This is a genomic window from Chitinimonas violaceus (genome assembly GCF_052601015.1).
The window spans coordinates 1-17,061 of the sequence record NZ_JBQXDJ010000017.1; the positions used below are offsets into that span (position 1 = coordinate 1).

9 protein-coding genes and 1 other RNA gene are annotated in these 17,061 nt (G+C 57.1%); 1 reads left to right on the plus strand and 9 read right to left on the minus strand.

What is annotated here, in order from left to right; translation table 11 throughout:
- Window positions 1-1,527, plus strand: a 1,527-nt coding sequence (locus ACUHMQ_RS08065) for a PLxRFG domain-containing protein (protein ID WP_445294943.1), incomplete at its 5' end; no start/stop codon positions are given.
- Window positions 1,528-1,844: 317 nt separating this feature from the next.
- On the opposite strand, the gene ssrA is transcribed toward ACUHMQ_RS08065, so the two are convergent.
- The 9 genes from ssrA to ACUHMQ_RS08110 all read right to left on the minus strand — a co-directional run bounded on the left by ssrA (window position 1,845) and on the right by ACUHMQ_RS08110 (window position 16,953).
- Window positions 1,845-2,205, minus strand: a transfer-messenger RNA (tmRNA) gene (ssrA, locus tag ACUHMQ_RS08070).
- A 27-nt stretch (window positions 2,206-2,232) separates the two neighbouring features.
- The gene (locus tag ACUHMQ_RS08075; protein ID WP_445294944.1) at window positions 2,233-2,895 is read right to left on the minus strand and encodes an HAD family hydrolase; all 663 of its coding nucleotides are present in this window, start codon (window positions 2,893-2,895) and stop codon (window positions 2,233-2,235) included.
- Window positions 2,892-3,614, minus strand: coding sequence for a bifunctional 2-polyprenyl-6-hydroxyphenol methylase/3-demethylubiquinol 3-O-methyltransferase UbiG (ubiG, locus tag ACUHMQ_RS08080; protein WP_445294945.1), 723 nt, complete (start codon window positions 3,612-3,614; stop codon window positions 2,892-2,894). The genes ACUHMQ_RS08075 and ubiG overlap by 4 nt, the downstream gene beginning before the upstream one ends.
- Window positions 3,615-3,651: 37 nt before the next feature.
- Complete coding sequence (locus ACUHMQ_RS08085) at window positions 3,652-4,968, minus strand: TRZ/ATZ family hydrolase (protein ID WP_445294946.1); 1,317 nt, start codon at window positions 4,966-4,968, stop codon at window positions 3,652-3,654.
- A gap of 78 nt (window positions 4,969-5,046) precedes the next feature.
- Window positions 5,047-6,942 carry a bifunctional tRNA (5-methylaminomethyl-2-thiouridine)(34)-methyltransferase MnmC2/FAD-dependent 5-carboxymethylaminomethyl-2-thiouridine(34) oxidoreductase MnmC1 gene (gene mnmC / locus ACUHMQ_RS08090; protein WP_445294947.1) on the minus strand — a complete coding sequence of 632 codons (1,896 nt, stop codon included), beginning with the start codon at window positions 6,940-6,942 and terminating at the stop codon, window positions 5,047-5,049.
- 90 nt (window positions 6,943-7,032) lie between these two features.
- Window positions 7,033-8,538, minus strand: a complete 1,506-nt coding sequence (gene lysS / locus ACUHMQ_RS08095) for a lysine--tRNA ligase (RefSeq protein ID WP_445294948.1) — start codon at window positions 8,536-8,538, stop codon at window positions 7,033-7,035.
- A gap of 51 nt (window positions 8,539-8,589) precedes the next feature.
- Window positions 8,590-9,694, minus strand: a protein-coding gene (prfB, locus tag ACUHMQ_RS08100; protein ID WP_445294949.1) for a peptide chain release factor 2 whose coding sequence is annotated in 2 segments (ribosomal slippage) — window positions 8,590-9,612 and window positions 9,614-9,694 — 1,104 coding nt in all. Because the reading frame shifts where the segments join, the coding sequence is not laid out codon by codon here.
- Between the two features lie 203 nt (window positions 9,695-9,897).
- Window positions 9,898-12,597, minus strand: coding sequence for an ATP-binding protein (locus ACUHMQ_RS08105; RefSeq protein ID WP_445294950.1), 2,700 nt, complete (start codon window positions 12,595-12,597; stop codon window positions 9,898-9,900).
- Between the two features lie 27 nt (window positions 12,598-12,624).
- Window positions 12,625-16,953: a response regulator gene (locus ACUHMQ_RS08110; RefSeq protein WP_445294951.1), complete on the minus strand. Its 4,329-nt coding sequence runs from the start codon at window positions 16,951-16,953 to the stop codon at window positions 12,625-12,627.
- Between the last annotated feature and the right edge of the window lie 108 nt (window positions 16,954-17,061).

Genomic DNA, 17,061 nt, shown 5'->3' on the forward strand with positions numbered 1-17,061 from the left:
CGCCAAGCTTCCGGTAACTTCAATCGGGTTGAGATGCTGGAAGCGGCAGAAGCCTGCAAGGGTGACGTGAAGGACGAAGCGGTCAGCCTAGTGCAGTACCTGACTGAACCCAAGGAAGAGGCAGCCGCATTGCGTGGCTATATGTTCCTGCACTTCCTGGGTGGTTCGGTGGCTAGTGCTGCTGTCAATCTGACGCAGCCTGCCATCATGACCTTTCCGTATCTGTCGCAGTTTGGTGGTCCGACTAAGGCTGCCAAGCGACTTTCCAGTGCAGCTGCCCGTATCTACGCCAAGCGGCACGCACCCGACTTGGCCAAAGCACTGAAGCAGGCTGAAGCCGATGGCATTGTGGCGCCACATGAAATCCACCAGCTGATGGCGGAAGCAGGCGGGACGATGCTGGATCGTCAACCTGGACTCCGTGCCTTTAAAGCGATTTGGGGTTCCATGTTCGCTTTGGCCGAGTCGGTCAACCGGCGTATGACCTTTATCGCTGCGTTTGAAACGGCGACTGAAGAGAAAATCACAGATCCCTACGGGTTCGCCGAACGTGCAGTACAAGAAACTCAGGGTCTCTACAACCGAGGCAACCGTCCCAACTGGGCACGCGGTGCCATTGGCGCGACGGTATTCACTTTCAAGCAATACAGCATCAGCTATCTGGAAATGTTCAAACGGATGGACAGACAGGGGCAAGCCATCGCCTTGGCGGTCCTGTTGCTGGCTGCTGGTCTGGAAGGACTGCCCTTTGCCGAAGATATCCAGGACTTGATCGATACGCTTGGCCGATTCATGGGGTACAACACCGACAGTGAAACGGCGCTGCGGCGTGCGGTGATCGGTACCTTTGGCAAGACCATAGGCGGTATTGCACTGGATGGTGCAAGTGCTTTGCCCGGTATGCCATTGGATGTGCAAGGCCGTTTGGGACTGGGCAACCTGCTACCGGGTACACGCCTGCTGACGCCGTTTGAAAACAACAAGACTGACGATATCGCCCAGTTTGCTGGGCCTGTGGGTGGATTAATTGGTCAAGCAGGTAAAGCGTTTGGGAATCTGGCGAGTGGCGATGTAAAGGCAGCGTTCGGCGCAATAGCACCGGTAGCGATCCAAAACATCGCCAAGGGTGCAGATATGGCCATGACAGGTATGTACCGTGATACCAAGGGCCGTAAGGTGATTGATACCAGCATTACGCAGGCACTTATCAAGGGAATTGGCTTTCAGCCGAGGGAAGTAGCGGAGACACAGCAGGAGTTGGGGCAGGCAATGCGCCGCATCGAGCTGCATAGAAGCGTCAAACAGTCGATTTCTGATCAGTTGGCACAAGCTATTGCGCTGGGGGATAACGAGGGGAGGGCGGAAGCACTACGCCGCCTGAAGGCATGGAATGCCAAAAACCCAGGCACGCCGCTTCAGATTACTCGAACGGCGATTGGACGACGAGTAAAGGAAATTCGGATGACCAAAGCAGAGAGGATGGCAAAGCGAACGCCGAGGGAGTTGCCGGCGCGTTCCAATAGTTGAATTCTATTCAGTGGACCACCAGGAGAAAATGACAATTGAATATTCGAAGCTGTGTTTTACGTGACTTCTCTTCACGTTTTTCAGCTGGAACTAGGAGAAAGTTGAGGGGAAAAGACATTGAAACAGAGGTGAAGAGGAGGGGGGAAAAATGGCTAGATGAAGACCAAAAAAAGGTCTCAAATCTGTATCGGTAAGAGGGTGAAAAGTGGAAAAAAATGCTGGCAAAAATGCTGGCAATACCCACCCAAAACAGCCCCAATTCAGCCACATAGAAAAGAGCCCGTAAAATCTAAGTGTTTGATTTTACGGGCTTTTATTGGTGGAGTCGGCGGGAATCGAACCCGCGTCCGAAAGCACTCTACAGTGAGTTCTACATGCTTAGTCTAGCCAATTGGATTTAACGTCTGACACGCCGACCGACAGGCTTGGCATACGCGAGCTACCTAAATTTGACCCTGCAACAAGTAGCCCGCTGCAGGGCGATCTCATGTAAATAACGCTGCTGCCGGTTGCCCGGCCTGACCCATGAGCAGATCAGTGCAGCGACTGGCCGGGATTAAGCGGCTAGTGCGTAGGTTTCGTCGTTTGCGACTAAATAAATTCAGCGTTTAACGGGGTTCTGAGATCCCGGCATGCCCTCATCCGCTTTGCAACCCCCGTCGAAGCCATGTCGACCCCAGGTATGAAACCGATGAAGAGCTGCCATTATACCGCTAGAGTGGGCAAAAGGGCGAGCAGTTCCAATGGGTGTGCGATGTTGTGGTCGGCTCCCCATTCCTCTGGTCGATCGGTCTCGGCGATGTAGCCATAACTGGCCAGCACCGTTTTCATGCCGACAGCACGCCCCGCGACAATATCGCGCTCAGCATCGCCCACATACCAGCATTGGCTGGGGTCGATACCTATTTCTGTGCAGGCGTGCTGCATAGGGCGCGGGTCAGGCTTGGGGACACCGACTGTGTCACCAGAGACGACGATGGCAGGGGGGACGGAAAAACCGAGAACAGGGACAAGCCGGTCTGTGAAGCGCATTGGCTTGTTGGTTACGATGCCCCATCTCAACCCGCGAGTAGCCAAGGTTTCCAGCATAGGGTTGATGCCGTCAAACAATACTGTTTCATGTCGGAAGCCGTCTTCATAGTGGTTGAGAAAACGTAGGCGCATCGCATCAAACCCCGGGTCATCACGATGCAGGCCGAAACCCAGCTCAACCAAGCCGCGTGCGCCATGGCTGGCGATTGGACGGATTTTCTCGTAGGGAACGGGAGAACGACCTTCTTCCGCTAGAAGCCGGTTCAATGCGCCACCCAGGTCCAGCGCCGTGTCCGCTAGGGTGCCATCAAGGTCGAACAAGATGGCTTTGATCACGCTGCAGCCTTTCGGCTAGCCAGCAAATAATTCACGGTGGCGTCATCACTCAGATGGTAGGACTTGGCGATCAGTTCGTAACCCATGCCTTTCAATTCGATCATCTCCAACCCATTATTGCGTGCCATGCGTGCAAGTTCGGAGGGCTTGATGAACTTCGCATACTCGTGGGTGCCACGGGCCAGAAGGCCGAGTATGTATTCAGCGCCTACCACCGCATGCAGATAAGCCTTGGGGTTGCGGTTGATGGTGGAGAAGAACACCCAGCCGCCAGGTTTGGCCAACTGTGCGACTGCAGCTACGACGCTGGTAGGGTTGGGTACGTGTTCCAACATTTCCATGCAGGTGACAACATCAAAACTTGCGGGTTCGGCCGCGGCCAGTTCCTCGACAGCGAGACACCGGTAGTCCACCGTAACACCGCTTTCCAGGCCGTGTAGCTTGGCTATCTTGAGCGACTTCTCAGCCAAATCCAGGCCGGTGACCGACGCACCAGACTTCGCCATGGCTTCTGAAAGAATACCGCCGCCACAACCTACATCCAGCACACGTTTGCCAGCCAAGTGGGCATGTTTGTCGATAAAGCCCAGCCGCAGTGGGTTGATTTCATGCAGTGGCTTAAATTCGCTGTCCTTGTCCCACCATTTGTGGGCTTGGTCGGCAAACTTGGCCAGCTCGGCATCATCGACGTTACGGGTGGCAGCGGTTTGTTCAGTCATGGTATGTGCGGATTCCTATTCAATCAGTACCGACAGATTATTTGACGGCGATGCGTTCGCGCCAGTGATGTGCCCGCGCCAGAATCTGGCCTGCATTCAAGGTAGTCAGTTCCCTGTTTTCCATCAGCATGCGGCCATTGACCCAGACATGGCTCACTTGCTCACGTCCAGCAGCATAGACCAGTTGCGAGATCGGGTCGTATAACGGCTGAGTTTCGATGCTCGACAGGTTGACGGCGATGATGTCGGCCTGCTTGCCGACAAGCAAGCTACCGATCTGTTTATCCATACCTAGCGCACGTGCGCCCGACAAGGTGGCCATTTCCAACGCGGCGGCTGCCGGCATGGCTTCAGGGTTGGTGGATTCGGCCTTGGCGAGTATCGCAGCCAAGCGCAGATCACCCAAAAGGTCGAGCTTATTGTTGCTGGCTGCGCCATCGGTGCCAATGCCTACCTGAATACCCGCGGCCTGCATGGTATGGATGCGGGCAAATCCGGAAGCCAGCTTGAGGTTGCTGGCCGGATTGTGCGCGATATTGACACCATGCTTCGCAAGTAACGAAATCTCGGCATCAGTAGCATGTACCACATGAGCAGCGATCAGGTTCGGCCCAAGCAGGCCGAGATTGCGCAGGCGTTCCAATGGCCGCACACCATATTGCTTGAGGCTGCCTTCGATTTCGTCGGTGGTCTCGTGGATATGGCAATGAATGCCGATATCGAGTTGTTCTGCCAGGGTGATGATTTTGCGGAAGGTTTCGTCAGCTACCGTGTAAGGCGCATGCGGAGCCAAGCTGAATTTGACCAAGGCTTCGCCGGTAAAGCTGTCCCGCGCGGCCAGGGCCTTGCCGATGTAATCATTGGCATTAAGGCCGTAACCGGTGGGGAATTCAAGAACCGTACAACCTACAACCGTGCGCATACCGGCAGTGAGACCCGCGCGAGCGACCGCCTCGTGGTGAAAGTACATGTCGTTCACTGTGGTGGTGCCGCCGCGAATCATCTCGGCCATCGCATGCACCGTACCATCGAAGACGAATTCGTCCGATACATGCTTACCTTCGGCTGGCCAGATGTGGTTACTCAGCCAGTCCATCAATGCGAGGTCATCGGCCAGTCCGCGCAACAGGCTCATCGCTGAATGGGCATGCAGATTGATCAGGCCTGGTAGTAGCGCGTGTTCGTTCAGCTTCAGATGCGTGGCATCGGCATATTTCGTCCGTGCTTCTGTGCCGGGCAGGATAGCGGCGATACGCTCACCCTCAATTACCAGGGCGTGGTTTTCCAGCACACAGCCGCGTGGTTCAACAGGAATGAGCCAGCGTGGATGCAGGCAGAGTGGTTTGGGCATCATCAGGCTCGTAAAAAGAGGATAGATTTTAATGCAGGCGGTATCTTGGCTGCCATGCTGTACGTATTAGTGTTGTTCAAGTTACCGCCCCAGAAAACGCGCCGGATCGATGGCATTGATCAACTCCCGCTCCAGGGGCAGCGGTTCTCCTTCGATCTGGCTGGCCAGCAGTTCAGCCAGAAGACCGGACCAGACTAGACCACGTGCCCCAAAGCCGGTCAATGCGTAAAGCCCGGGTTTACGGGGCGCAAGATGCAGGCTGCCGGTATGTTTGGTTTGGAAGGTGGCAGGGTCACCCAGGGGGCCGACGATAGGTAGACGGTCGATTGTGCTGGGGCGTGCACAAAGGCGGCCATCGAGTTTGCTGGCCCTCAGTTCTGTTGGGGTCGAGTCGAGCATCTGCTGCAAAATCGCCAGATTGGCAGCATGCCCTGCTGGCAGGTCGTCTTCTTGTTGCAGGGGGGAGGAACCGAGGCAAGCTACTCCCTCATGGTTGGGGGTAAGGTAGCCCGCCAGGCACACCACGGTTTTACTATCGGGGGCAATATCGCTAGGCAGATGACTGACCAGGCGGGTATCGCCACGCATCAGGAGCTCGGGTGCGAAGCGAGTGGCTTCCGCAGCATTGGCCAGGATTAACACTGGGGCGCTGGCCAGCTGTTGGTTCTGTCTGTCGAGGGCCTGCCATTCGCCATTTTCATAGGCCAGTTTGGAAAGCTCACAATCATAGCGCTGTGTCAGTGCGTTGCCTGTCGCAGCAAGCTGTGCGTTGACGAGACTGGGTGGGTTGATCCAACCGGCCAGTGGGAACCAAAGCCCACTGGTAGAAAGCGGTAGGCCAGCCAGGGTGCTTGCTTCTGCCTGTGAGACAGCTTGCAGCCACGTGGTAGGCCAATCTTGTTCATCGGCCAAGCGTTTGAAGCGGTCTGCTTCGTCGGTTGAGCGTGCCAGTTGCAGCGCTCCACATTGCGACCAATGTAGTTGAGGGTATTGCGACAAGTACTTCAGTCGCCCTAGGCCATAAAGAAAACAGGACCGCACCAAGCGCACCTGCTGGTTGTCGTCGCTTGATACCACCGGCCGGTATGCGCCGGCCAAATTGCCCGAGGCTTCCTGCGCGGGCTGCGGGTGACGCTCAAGCAATGTAATGCGCCATCCGCGTACTGCCAGGCGCTCCGCAATTGCGCTGCCGGCTATACCTGCGCCGATCACAATGGCATGGCGTACGGTGTGTGTATTACTGGGCTGCCGCATACCTTTAAATTGCCCTACCAGCATTTGCCGTTTGCTGCCAAAGCCTGGCTGGCGTTCTACAGTGAACCCGGCATGTTCCAGACCGCGCCGCACTGTGCCGGCCACAGTATAGGTTGCCAGCGTTGCGCCATTCGCCGCCAGCCGTGTGAACTGCTTGAAAAGCGGCAGTTGCCACAGCTGGGGGTTTTTGCTGGGGGAGAACCCATCCAGATAAAACGCGTCTACACGCGCCGCCAGTTTGGTTAGCCAATGCAATGCATCGCCAAACAGCAGGGTAAGTGTAACGAGGCCGCCGTCGAGTTCGAGCCGGTGTATGCCTGGCATCAACATCGGCCACACCTGGACCAGCTGGGTGCCGAGTTCGCGCAGGGCAGGTTCGTCGGCAAACAACTGGATATAAAGCGTGGAAAGATCAGTCGCGGTGTAAGGATGCAGCTCGCAGGAAACAAAGTGCAGACGCTCACTGCGTTCAGCATCGGCACGCCACGCTGCCCAAGTGGCAAGAAAGCTCAATCCAAGACCAAAGCCGGTCTCGCAGATGGTGAAAGCGTGCTGCTGTCGCCACCGTTCAGGCAGGCCATTGCCCGCCATGAAGACATTGTGCACCTGGGCCAGACCGCCATCCTTGGTGTGGTAGACATCGTCGAAGGTGGACGAATAGGGGATACCGTCTGCAGTCAGCTCAAGTTTTGCGGCTTGGATCTGTGGGAAAGGCGTGGTCACGACGGCGGGCTTGGGGTGATGGCAGGGTAGGAGCAGGTTCTAAAAACAATGGGAGCCGACGCTCCCATTGTTTGATTGCACTGAGGAGGTTTAGTCCTCGCGGCGCATCTGCGGGAACAGGATGACGTCGCGGATGGATGCTGCATCGGTCAGCAGCATTACCAGACGGTCGATGCCGACGCCTAGGCCACCGGTTGGCGGCATGCCATGCTCCAGGGCGCGGATGTACTCTGCGTCGTAGTGCATGGCTTCCTCGTCGCCAGCATCCTTCTGGCGTACCTGATCAAGGAAGCGTTCGGATTGTTCTTCCGGGTCGTTCAACTCGGAGAAACCATTGGCCAGTTCACGACCCACTGCAAACAGCTCGAACCGTTCGGTAATGCCGGGGCGTGTGTCTGAGCCGCGTGCCAGTGGGGAGATTTCGACCGGATAGTCGATGATGTAGGTGGGGTCCCAGAGCTTGGTCTCAGTCGTTTCTTCGAACAGGCTGAACTGGAGCCCCGCGATACCGCTGGTGGCGAAGCTCTTGCCGCCAAGTCGTTCGATCTCGCCTTTGAGCCAGACGCGGTCGTTCAGCTGTTCCTTGGTGTACTCGGGGTTATGCTTGAGGATGGCTTCTTCCACAGTCAGCCGCTCGAAAGGTTTGGCGAGGTCGACGATCTTGCCTTGGTATGTCACGGCGGTATGGCCGACCACTTCACGGGCGGCATGGCGGATCATCGCTTCAGTCAGGTCCATGATGCGGTTGTAGTCGGCATAGGCCTCATAGCTTTCCAGCATCGTGAATTCAGGATTGTGGCGAGTGCTCATCCCTTCGTTACGGAAGTTTCGGTTGATTTCAAACACGCGCTCCATGCCACCTACCACGAGGCGCTTCAGGTACAGCTCCGGCGCGATGCGCAGGTACAGCGGCATATCGAGTGCATTGTGGTGGGTCACGAAAGGCTTGGCTGCTGCCCCGCCCGGGATTGGGTGCATCATCGGCGTTTCGACCTCGAGGTAACCCTCGTCGGTCATAAACTCGCGAATCTTCTGGACGATCTTCGAGCGCTTGATGAAGGTATCGCGGCTTTGATCATTGGTGATCAGGTCGAGGTAACGCTGGCGGTACTTCTGTTCCTGGTCGGTCATGCCATGGAATTTTTCTGGCAGCGGGCGCAGGGATTTAACCAGCAGGCGCAGCTCAGTCACCTGTATGCTTAGCTCACCAGTCTTGGTCTTCATCACGGTCCCGCGGGCAGCCAGGATATCGCCCATGTCCCAGGTTCTGAATGCACCAAGCGTTGCTTCGCCGACTTTATCCAACGAGACATAGAGCTGGATACGACCAGAATCGTCCTGAATGGTGGCGAAAGCAGCTTTACCCATCACCCGCTTCAGCATCATGCGGCCGGCAACCGATACCTCGATCAGTTCCGCATCCAGCACTTCCTTGTCTGTTGCGTCGTATTTCGCATGCAGATTGCCCGCTTTATGGGTGGGCTTGAAGTCGTTCGGGAAGGCGATGCCTTGCTTGCGAATATCCACCAGTTTGGCGCGGCGCTCGGCAATCAGCTGGTTTTCGTCTAGGGCGAGGGGAGTTTGTTCTTCGGACATGATTTGAATAGTTTCTTATAGATTTACGAGGTATCTGCGCGGGTTTGGGGATCAGACACCCTGCTTCAGGCTGGCCTGGATGAAGATATCGAGGTCGCCATCCATGACGCCCTTGACGTTGCCCACTTCGACGTTGGTACGCAGGTCCTTGACGCGGCTTTGGTCGAACACATAGGAACGAATCTGGTGGCCCCAGCCGATATCGGACTTGCCTGCTTCGAGCGCCTGCTGCGCTTCCATGCGCTTGCGCAGCTCAGCCTCGTATAGCTTGGCGCGCAGCATCTGCATGGCTTCGTCTTTGTTACGGTGTTGCGACCGGTCGTTCTGGCACTGCACGACGATATTGGTCGGTACGTGAGTAATCCGTACGGCCGAATCGGTCTTGTTGATATGCTGACCACCCGCGCCAGAAGCACGGTAGGTGTCGATACGCAGATCAGCCGGGTTGATTTCGATCTCGATACTGTCATCGACTTCAGGGTAGATGAAGACGCTGGAGAAGGAAGTATGCCGGCGGGCATTTGAATCGAATGGGGAGACACGTACCAGGCGGTGCACGCCGGTTTCCGTACGCATGAAGCCGTAGGCATAGTCACCGGTCAGCTTCAGCGTACAGCTGGAAATACCGGCCACTTCGCCTTCTGACTCTTCCATGATTTCAACCTTGAAGCCTTTGCGCTCACCATAACGCAGGTACATGCGCATCAGCATGCCTGCCCAGTCCTGCGCTTCAGTACCGCCAGCGCCAGATTGGATATCGATAAAGCAGGCGTTGGGGTCCATCGGGTTGTTGAACATCCGGCGGAATTCGAGCGCGGCGACTTTGTTTTCCAGCTCGGCGACATCGGCTTCAATAGAGGCCATGGTGTCCCAGTCAGCCTCGGCCTTGGCCATATCGAACAGATCGCGGCCATCGGCAACGCCACTGGTGATCTGGTCCAGCACAAGCACCACATCTTCCAGGGCTTTGCGCTCGCGGCCTATCTCCTGCGCGCGCTTCTGGTCATTCCAGATATTGGGGTCTTCGGAGAGGCGGCTGACTTCTTCCAGACGGTCTTTTTTGCCGGGATAGTCAAAGATACCTCCGCAGCTCGTCGCCACGGGCGGCGAGATCGGCGAGGGCGTTTTCAATGGCGTTGAGGCGTTCGGCTTCCATGGCGGCGTCTATTGAAATTTTGGTAAACCGCTGATTATACCGGAGCAACGCAAGCTGGTTTGTGATTCGGGCAAATTCGTACGGACATGCTTTCCCTTACTAACATCAGCGTGGTCTCACAGTCTGGCGAACCAATGTAGAACAAGTTGAAAACAGCCGAAGTGGAAGGTGCAACTGTCTTGAACAGGCCTTTGATGAGGCAGCTATCCGTGCGAAGTAGCGACATTAAGGCCTGAAAGCAGCTGGTTCAGGACACGCGATAACTGATCGATCTCTACTGCAATAGGGGGCAATGTGGGTTCTTCGAGCTTGCTTTCGATGTCGGCCGCCAAGCGTTGTACTTCGCCTGCGCCAATCAGGCCTGCGACGCTCTTCAGGGTGTGTATCAGTCGTCGTGCAACAGTAGGGTCGTCGGGCAAGGCCACACGGATGCGGTCTGTGACGCCGGTTTGTTCCAGGGCAAAGCGTTGCAGCAGCGCTAGGTAGAGCGTTTTGTCGCCCAAGGTACGGGCCAGACCGCTGACCACATTCAGACCGGGTAGATCGGGCAGGTCGATATCGGATATTGCGGAGTCAGCAACATTAACACTGTGCCGCGCCGTCCAGCGCCCCACTGTGTCGAATAGGGCCTGCGGTGTAATCGGCTTGGCGAGATGGTCGTTCATGCCTGAATCGAGACAGCGCTGCTTTTCTTCCAGCAACGCATGAGCCGTCATCGCGATGACGGGTAGGTTCGCAAGACTAGTTTCGGCGCGAATGGCTCGGATGGTGGCAAAACCGTCCATGATGGGCATCTGTACATCCAATAGCACCAGGTCGTAAGGGGCGGGCTCGAAAGCCAGCAGCTTATCGAGCGCCTCGCGGCCATTATTAGCAAGCGTGACGCTGACGCCGGCTGCCTGCAACAGTTCCTGTGCGATCTGCTGATTGATTTCATTATCTTCCACCAGCAAGACCCGGATGCCGCCAAAGCTGGGCAGACTGCTGGGTGTTTCGCGCGTTGGCCGTACTTGGCTGGTCGTGGCGGGTTGGAACAGGGCGTGGAAATGGAACAGCGAGCCTTCGCCCACACGGCTTTGTACGCCGATCTTGCCTCCCATCATCTCCACAAGCCTGCGTGAAATACTCAGGCCCAGACCAGTACCACCGAATTTACGGGTGGTGGAACCATCGGCCTGGGTAAAGGCCTGGAACAGGCGGGCGACTTCCTCTTCGGTCATGCCGATGCCGGTATCGCGTACGTTGAAGCTGAGGCGGATACCGCGCTCGTCCTGCTTCACCAATGTGGCGCTCAGGGTGACTTTGCCTTCCTCGGTGAATTTGACGGCGTTGTTGAGCAGATTGATAAGAATTTGCCCCAGGCGCAATGGGTCGCCCTTAAGCCGCCGTGGTATGTTGGGCGGGATGTCGAACGTATAGTCCAGCCCCTTTGCATGCGCGCGGGCATTGGTGACGGTTGCGACATTGGCCAACACTTCATCAAGATCAAAATCGACCGACTCCACGTCGAGCCGGCCGGCTTCTATCTTCGAGAAATCGAGGATGTCGTTGATGATGCCCAGCAAGGACAGCCCTGCGGTGTGGATCTTGTCGATATAGTCCCGTTGCTTGGGGCTGAGTGATGTTTTGAGCGCCAGATGCGCCATGCCGATAATGGCGTTCATCGGCGTGCGGATTTCATGACTCATATTGGCAAGGAACATGGACTTGGCGCGCGTGGATTCCTCCGCATGCTTACGGGCCGCTTCAGCAGCGCGTAAGTCGCTCTGTATGCTGAACATAAGCAACTTGGTCCGTGTAGCCTGGCCCTGTGCCTTTTCAAAGAGCTGGTGATAGCGCTGGTGATCTTGCAAAGCAGCCCGCCAGTTGCCTTGCGCTGAATGGATTTGCGACAAGTCGTTGCAGGCACGCATGGGCATGAAGGTGTAGCCCATCTCGCCGGTCTCATCAATGGCAAGGTTCAGATATCGAATGGCTTCAGCCAGATTGCCCTGCTGATGATGCAGATGACCACATGCCCACCAGATGTAGGGCCGCAGGTGTTTTTCCTCATAGCTGTTGATTTCGGCCAATGCTTGGCAGCAATAAGTCTGGGCTTCTTCCGGCTTTCCTTGGTGGGCCAAGGTGTAACAGGCGACAGCCAGAAAGAAACCCCGGTTGGAAGGCGAAGCCTGCTTGATGGTAGGGGAGGGAGGCAGAAAGGGGGCGATGACGCAGTAAGCGCCTTCCACATCGTCGCGAGACAATTTGCACAGCGCCAGAATGAAGCTGATAAAGGGTACCAGCCAGTCCTCGTCGCAACCCTGCGCCAGTTCATAAGCTTGCCAGAGCGTTGTTTCGCCATCGTCGGCGTTGCCGCAGATATAGAACAACTCGCCGATATTGCAGCTGATTTGCGCCTCGCGCGCGCGCAACCCCAAAGCCCTTGCCGCTTCAAGCGCGGCATAGAAATGGCGTAGTGCTTCGTCGGTCAGTCCACACTCCTGCGCGATAATGCCCAGGGTATTCAGTGCCAATACGCTGCCAAGTTCAGGTTTGGTGGGCAGGATAGGCAATATGTGCTCTTGGCCGTACGCGTAGGCTTCCTGGATCTGCCCGAGCACGCGGTACACGGCGCTCAAGCCATAGCGGCTGAGCAATAACCCTTCCCGCATCCGATGAGTGCTGAAGGCTTCATCGAGCCGTTGAAAGACAGCGACGGTATGGGTGTTGCGATCATCAAAGAAGTCACACAGCGCTTGCACCAGCTCGCCATACAGCGCTGGTGCGATCTGATCATCCCGTTGACCCTGTGCCTGCAGTTCGAGGCCGATCTGCCGGCCTTCTTCGGGCTTGTCGCGCATGATGCTGAGCGCACGCTCAAACTGTGGCCGCCAGTGCAGACTTGAGGAAGTGGTTGGCATGATAGGGCTGTTCGAATTGACGTCAGGTTAAAGTCCGGCCCGTCCGGCCAGAACACCAAGCAGGGCATGAGCCGCGACATAGTCTTTGTCCGCTATCGATTGCTCGACTGCAGCAAAGGCATGGCCAAGGCCCTGACGTAGCGTGGCGGCATGTTGCTCGACCAAGCCGAGTGCGGCGGGACTTTGGTTTTGTAGTTGATGATTCAGTTGGCTGACAAGGTCGGCAAGACTTTGGGTTGTCATGGCAGGTGCTGCCGTCTGGTTGAACCAGTTTGTCAGGCCCTTGCAGAGGGGCTGTAAGGTCTGCTCGAGCACCTGGATGGGAGTGTCCAGTGTGTCGATCGTGCCATCGGCGGCGATGCCGGCTTCGACGGCGCTAGCCAGCGTGGCGATTTCATGCGCGCCTAGGTTGGCGGAGACGCCTTTGAGCGAATGCGCTTCGCGCTCGGCAGCTTCCCTATCGGTGTTGAGCAGGTCGCGAATCCGGCTGGCGCTGTGCAGAAAACGGTCGCCATACTGACCCAGCAGTTTCCGGTATAGCTTCATATTGCCGGCCACCCGACGCAGACCATCCTTGCAATCCATGCCGGCCAGTTGCGGCAAATCATCCTGTACCGGTGTGGTTGGAGGCGGCGTAGCTTCCCGCTTGCTTATCCAGCGCTGGGCGCACGCATACAGCATATCGGGTTCGATCGGCTTGCTGATATGGTCTTGCATACCTTCCTTGAGGCAGCGTTCACGTTCCTCCACCATGGCGTGAGCCGTCATGGCAACGATGGGCAGGGCATCGAAACGGCGGTCGGCACGTATGGCCAGCGTGGTTTCGTGCCCGTCCATGATGGGCATCTGCAGGTCCATGAACACCATGGCATAGTGGTTGGGCGCCTGTTGGCGCAGCATATCGAGCGCTTCCTGGCCGTTGCCTGCAAAGTCGATACGCAGACCGATGCCCTGCAGCAGTTCGGCGGCGATCTGCTGGTTCACTTCGTTGTCTTCCACCAGCAGAACACGGACACCCTCAAGACCCTGGGTATTCACTTCGATTACCGGTTGGGTTGCCTCGGTTTCTTTTGGACCCAGCAGCGTAATGAGCGTGTCAAACAGGCTGGAGCGGTTGACCGGCTTGAGCAGGAATCCATCGATGGCAGCCTGCTCGGCGCGGTGGCGAACCTCTTCCCGGCCAAAAGCCGTCACCAATACCACCAGCGGTATATGTTGCAGCCCCTGGTCCTGCTTTACCCGTTTGGTCAGCTCAATGCCATCCATGCCTCGCATCTGCCAGTCGGTCAACACAACCTGATAGGGAGAGCTGCGGTCGGCAACGCGTATCGCCCGCAGCGCCGCTGCACCGGAATCGACGGCATCGACATGGAAGGGCATATCGCTGAGCGCATCCACCAGCACCTCGCGTGCCATTTCGTTGTCGTCAACCACCAGCACACGCATGTCATTGAATGCGGCCGGCAGAATGCGCCTGGTACGGACTCTTTCGCCACCCTGGGCGAGTCGGATATTGAACAAGAATTGCGACCCCTGACCTTCAATGCTGTGAACAGAGATTTGCCCGCCCATCATTTCGACCAGCCGACGGGAAATACTTAAGCCTAGACCAGTCCCGCCAAAGCGGCGTGTTGTGGAGCCATCCGCCTGCTGGAATGCCTGAAACAGATTGGCGGCCTGCTCCTGGCTCATGCCGATACCGGTATCGCTGACACAAAAGCTCAGCTGGATTTCATTGTTCTGCTGCCCCAACAGTCTGGTACTGAGCTTTACCTCACCGTATTCGGTGAACTTGACGGCATTGTTGATAAGGTTGATTAGGATCTGCCCCAGCCGTAGCGGGTCCCCCTTCAGGTGGCGCGGTACCTCGCGGGGGACATCGAACAGGTATTCAAGCCCCTTCTCCTCGGCGCGCGCACTGGTAATAGCGGCAACATTGGCCAGCACCTCATCCAGGTCGAAATCGATTCTTTCCACGTCCAACCTGCCGGCTTCGATTTTTGAAAAGTCGAGAATGTCGTTGATCACGCCGAGCAGCGAGACGCCGGCTGTATGAATCTTGCTGATGTAATCACGTTGCTTGGGTGTAAGCGTCGTCTTCTGGGCAAGATGCGCCATACCGATGATGGCGTTCATCGGTGTACGGATTTCGTGGCTCATGTTCGCGAGGAAAAGCGACTTGGCATGGGTGGCGTTCTCAGCCTCTTCCTTGGCGGCACGCAAGGCGGCGGCTTGCTGGTGCGACTCGGTGACGTCGATCCAGAAGCCATTCCATACCCAGGCTCCATCTTCATGCCTGCTGCAGGTGGAGCGTGTGTGCACCCAGACCAGCTTGCCATCGATCTGCAGGCGGCTTTTGAAGTCGGTTCCCACTTTGTCCGCGATCGCGCGATGCAGCATGGCTTGCCCGGTGACGCGGTCCTCGGGCAGCATGAAGCGCCAACGTACCGAAGGGTCTTTTTGCAGTTCGCGGTAATCCACGCCGATGATGTCACGTACCTTGGCGCTGGCAAATGGGTAGTGCAGATAGCCATCAGGTTCGAGCCGCAACTGGAAAATCGCGAGCGGCAAGGCATCGGACAGATCGATCAGCCGCTGGCGTGATTCCTGCGCCAGATCGCGCGCACCAGCCAATTCCGCGCTGGCCCGTTGCGTATCGGTCACGTCCTGCCAATAACCGTTCCAGATCAGCTTTCCGTCACGCTCCAGGCTGGGTCGCGCCTCGCCCCATACCCAGCGCTGCTCCCCATCGCTACGGTGGATGCGGAAGGACTGCTCCCACGGTTCGCGTGCTGCGATGGCGGCATTAATCGAATCACGCACGCACTTCAAGTCCGAGTCCACGATCAGGCTGAAGGCTTCGTTCACGTCGGCGACGATGGCTTCCGGCGCGCATCCGAATTCCTGCCACTGCGAGTTGGCGAAGATAATACGCGGCGCATCGGCATCGATACGTAGCTGGAAGACCGCGAGCGGCAGTTTGTCCGTCAGCTCGCGTGCACGTATCTCTGCATCGGCAAGTGCCGCTTCGTTATGTTTGCGCTCGGAGATATCCCGGATAAATGCGGTGGTATGCGGATGGTTGCCCTGGTGGTAGCGCGTCAATGCAAGTTCGATCGGCACCCGGTACCCATGCGCATGCGTCGCTTCCAGTTCGATCACCTGCCCAGGAGTGGAACCGGCGCTGTGTTCCAGAAAGTAAGTGAGGCCGGTCACTTCTCGGTTGTACATTGCTTGCAGCGGTAGAAGACGGTTGATGTGTTGTCCCAGCGCTTCGGTGCGCGACCAGCCGAATATGGTTTCCGCTGCCGGATTCCAGTAAGTGATAAGCGCACTGCTATCGATACTGACAATCGCCTCAGGCGCGGCGGACAACAGTGTTTCGATCCGGGCCCGCTCAGCCTGGTGAGCCTGAGTGGAAGCCAAGTCGCGTTGCTGCTGTACGACGACGCTGACTAATAAGGTCAGCGTGGAAAGGCTGAGCAGGAACAGCCCTAGCGAGGCTACCTGCGTGAGCGGGTCGTAAGGGGGTGGCGTCTGTGCAGACAGCTGAAGCCCAAGGGTAATCAGACCCGTGACCAGTATCGTGGAGTGGACAAACAGCGGCTGGAAGCGAATGGCGGCCCATACCAGCAGCGGTAAGGCGAGGAAGCCGATCAGTTCCACAGGCAGCGCCGCATAACGCGTCAAACACCAGGCTAGACCGGTGAACGTGAGGCCAGCCGCAATAAAAAGCCATTGTGGCTGTGTCAGTTGCAGAGGAATCGACCAACAATCGGTTGTTGGCTTTGGCAATTTGGCGCGGGCCGCCGGGTCCAGGCGTAAAGCCCAGGACAATAACGCCGGTAGGCAGATGAGCGCACCAAACAGGTCGCCTAGCGCGGCCTGCAACCAATGCGATGCCCAGCCTTGCTGCTGGCAGATATTCAACCCAGCCCAACCACAGTAGGCCAACGTGGAAATCGCAGCGTTACAAGTGGCGTAAAGCAACGCCATCGCCATCAGCAATACATTGGCGCGCAGTGTACTCAGGCTCAGGTCGAGCGACTCACGTTTGCCCAACCATGCCACGACACTGGCGGAAAGCAGCATGCTGGCAGGCTCGATCAACCCGTTGCTGTAGCGGGCGACATCGTTGAAATTGACGGCGACATAGTCGTAGAAGATATAGATCGCGACGCCAATCAGGCTTCGCGGCCCGTACAACAGCGCGGCGCCGGTGGCAACGGCTGCAGGCGGCCAGACTGGTGTCAAGTAACGTGGGTCGATGAAGGCAAAGCCCAGTTGGGCAGCCAGCCAGTACAGGGCAACAATAACAAGCGAACGTAACAGATAGGAGCGATGAGCGAGGGGCATGCAATAGGGCAATGTCGACGAAGGGCAGGCGCCTTGGCGGTATGCGGCAAAGCAGGCGAATGCGGGCCGTCGATGAGTTTAACAGCCATTACTGACCTAGTTGGGCTC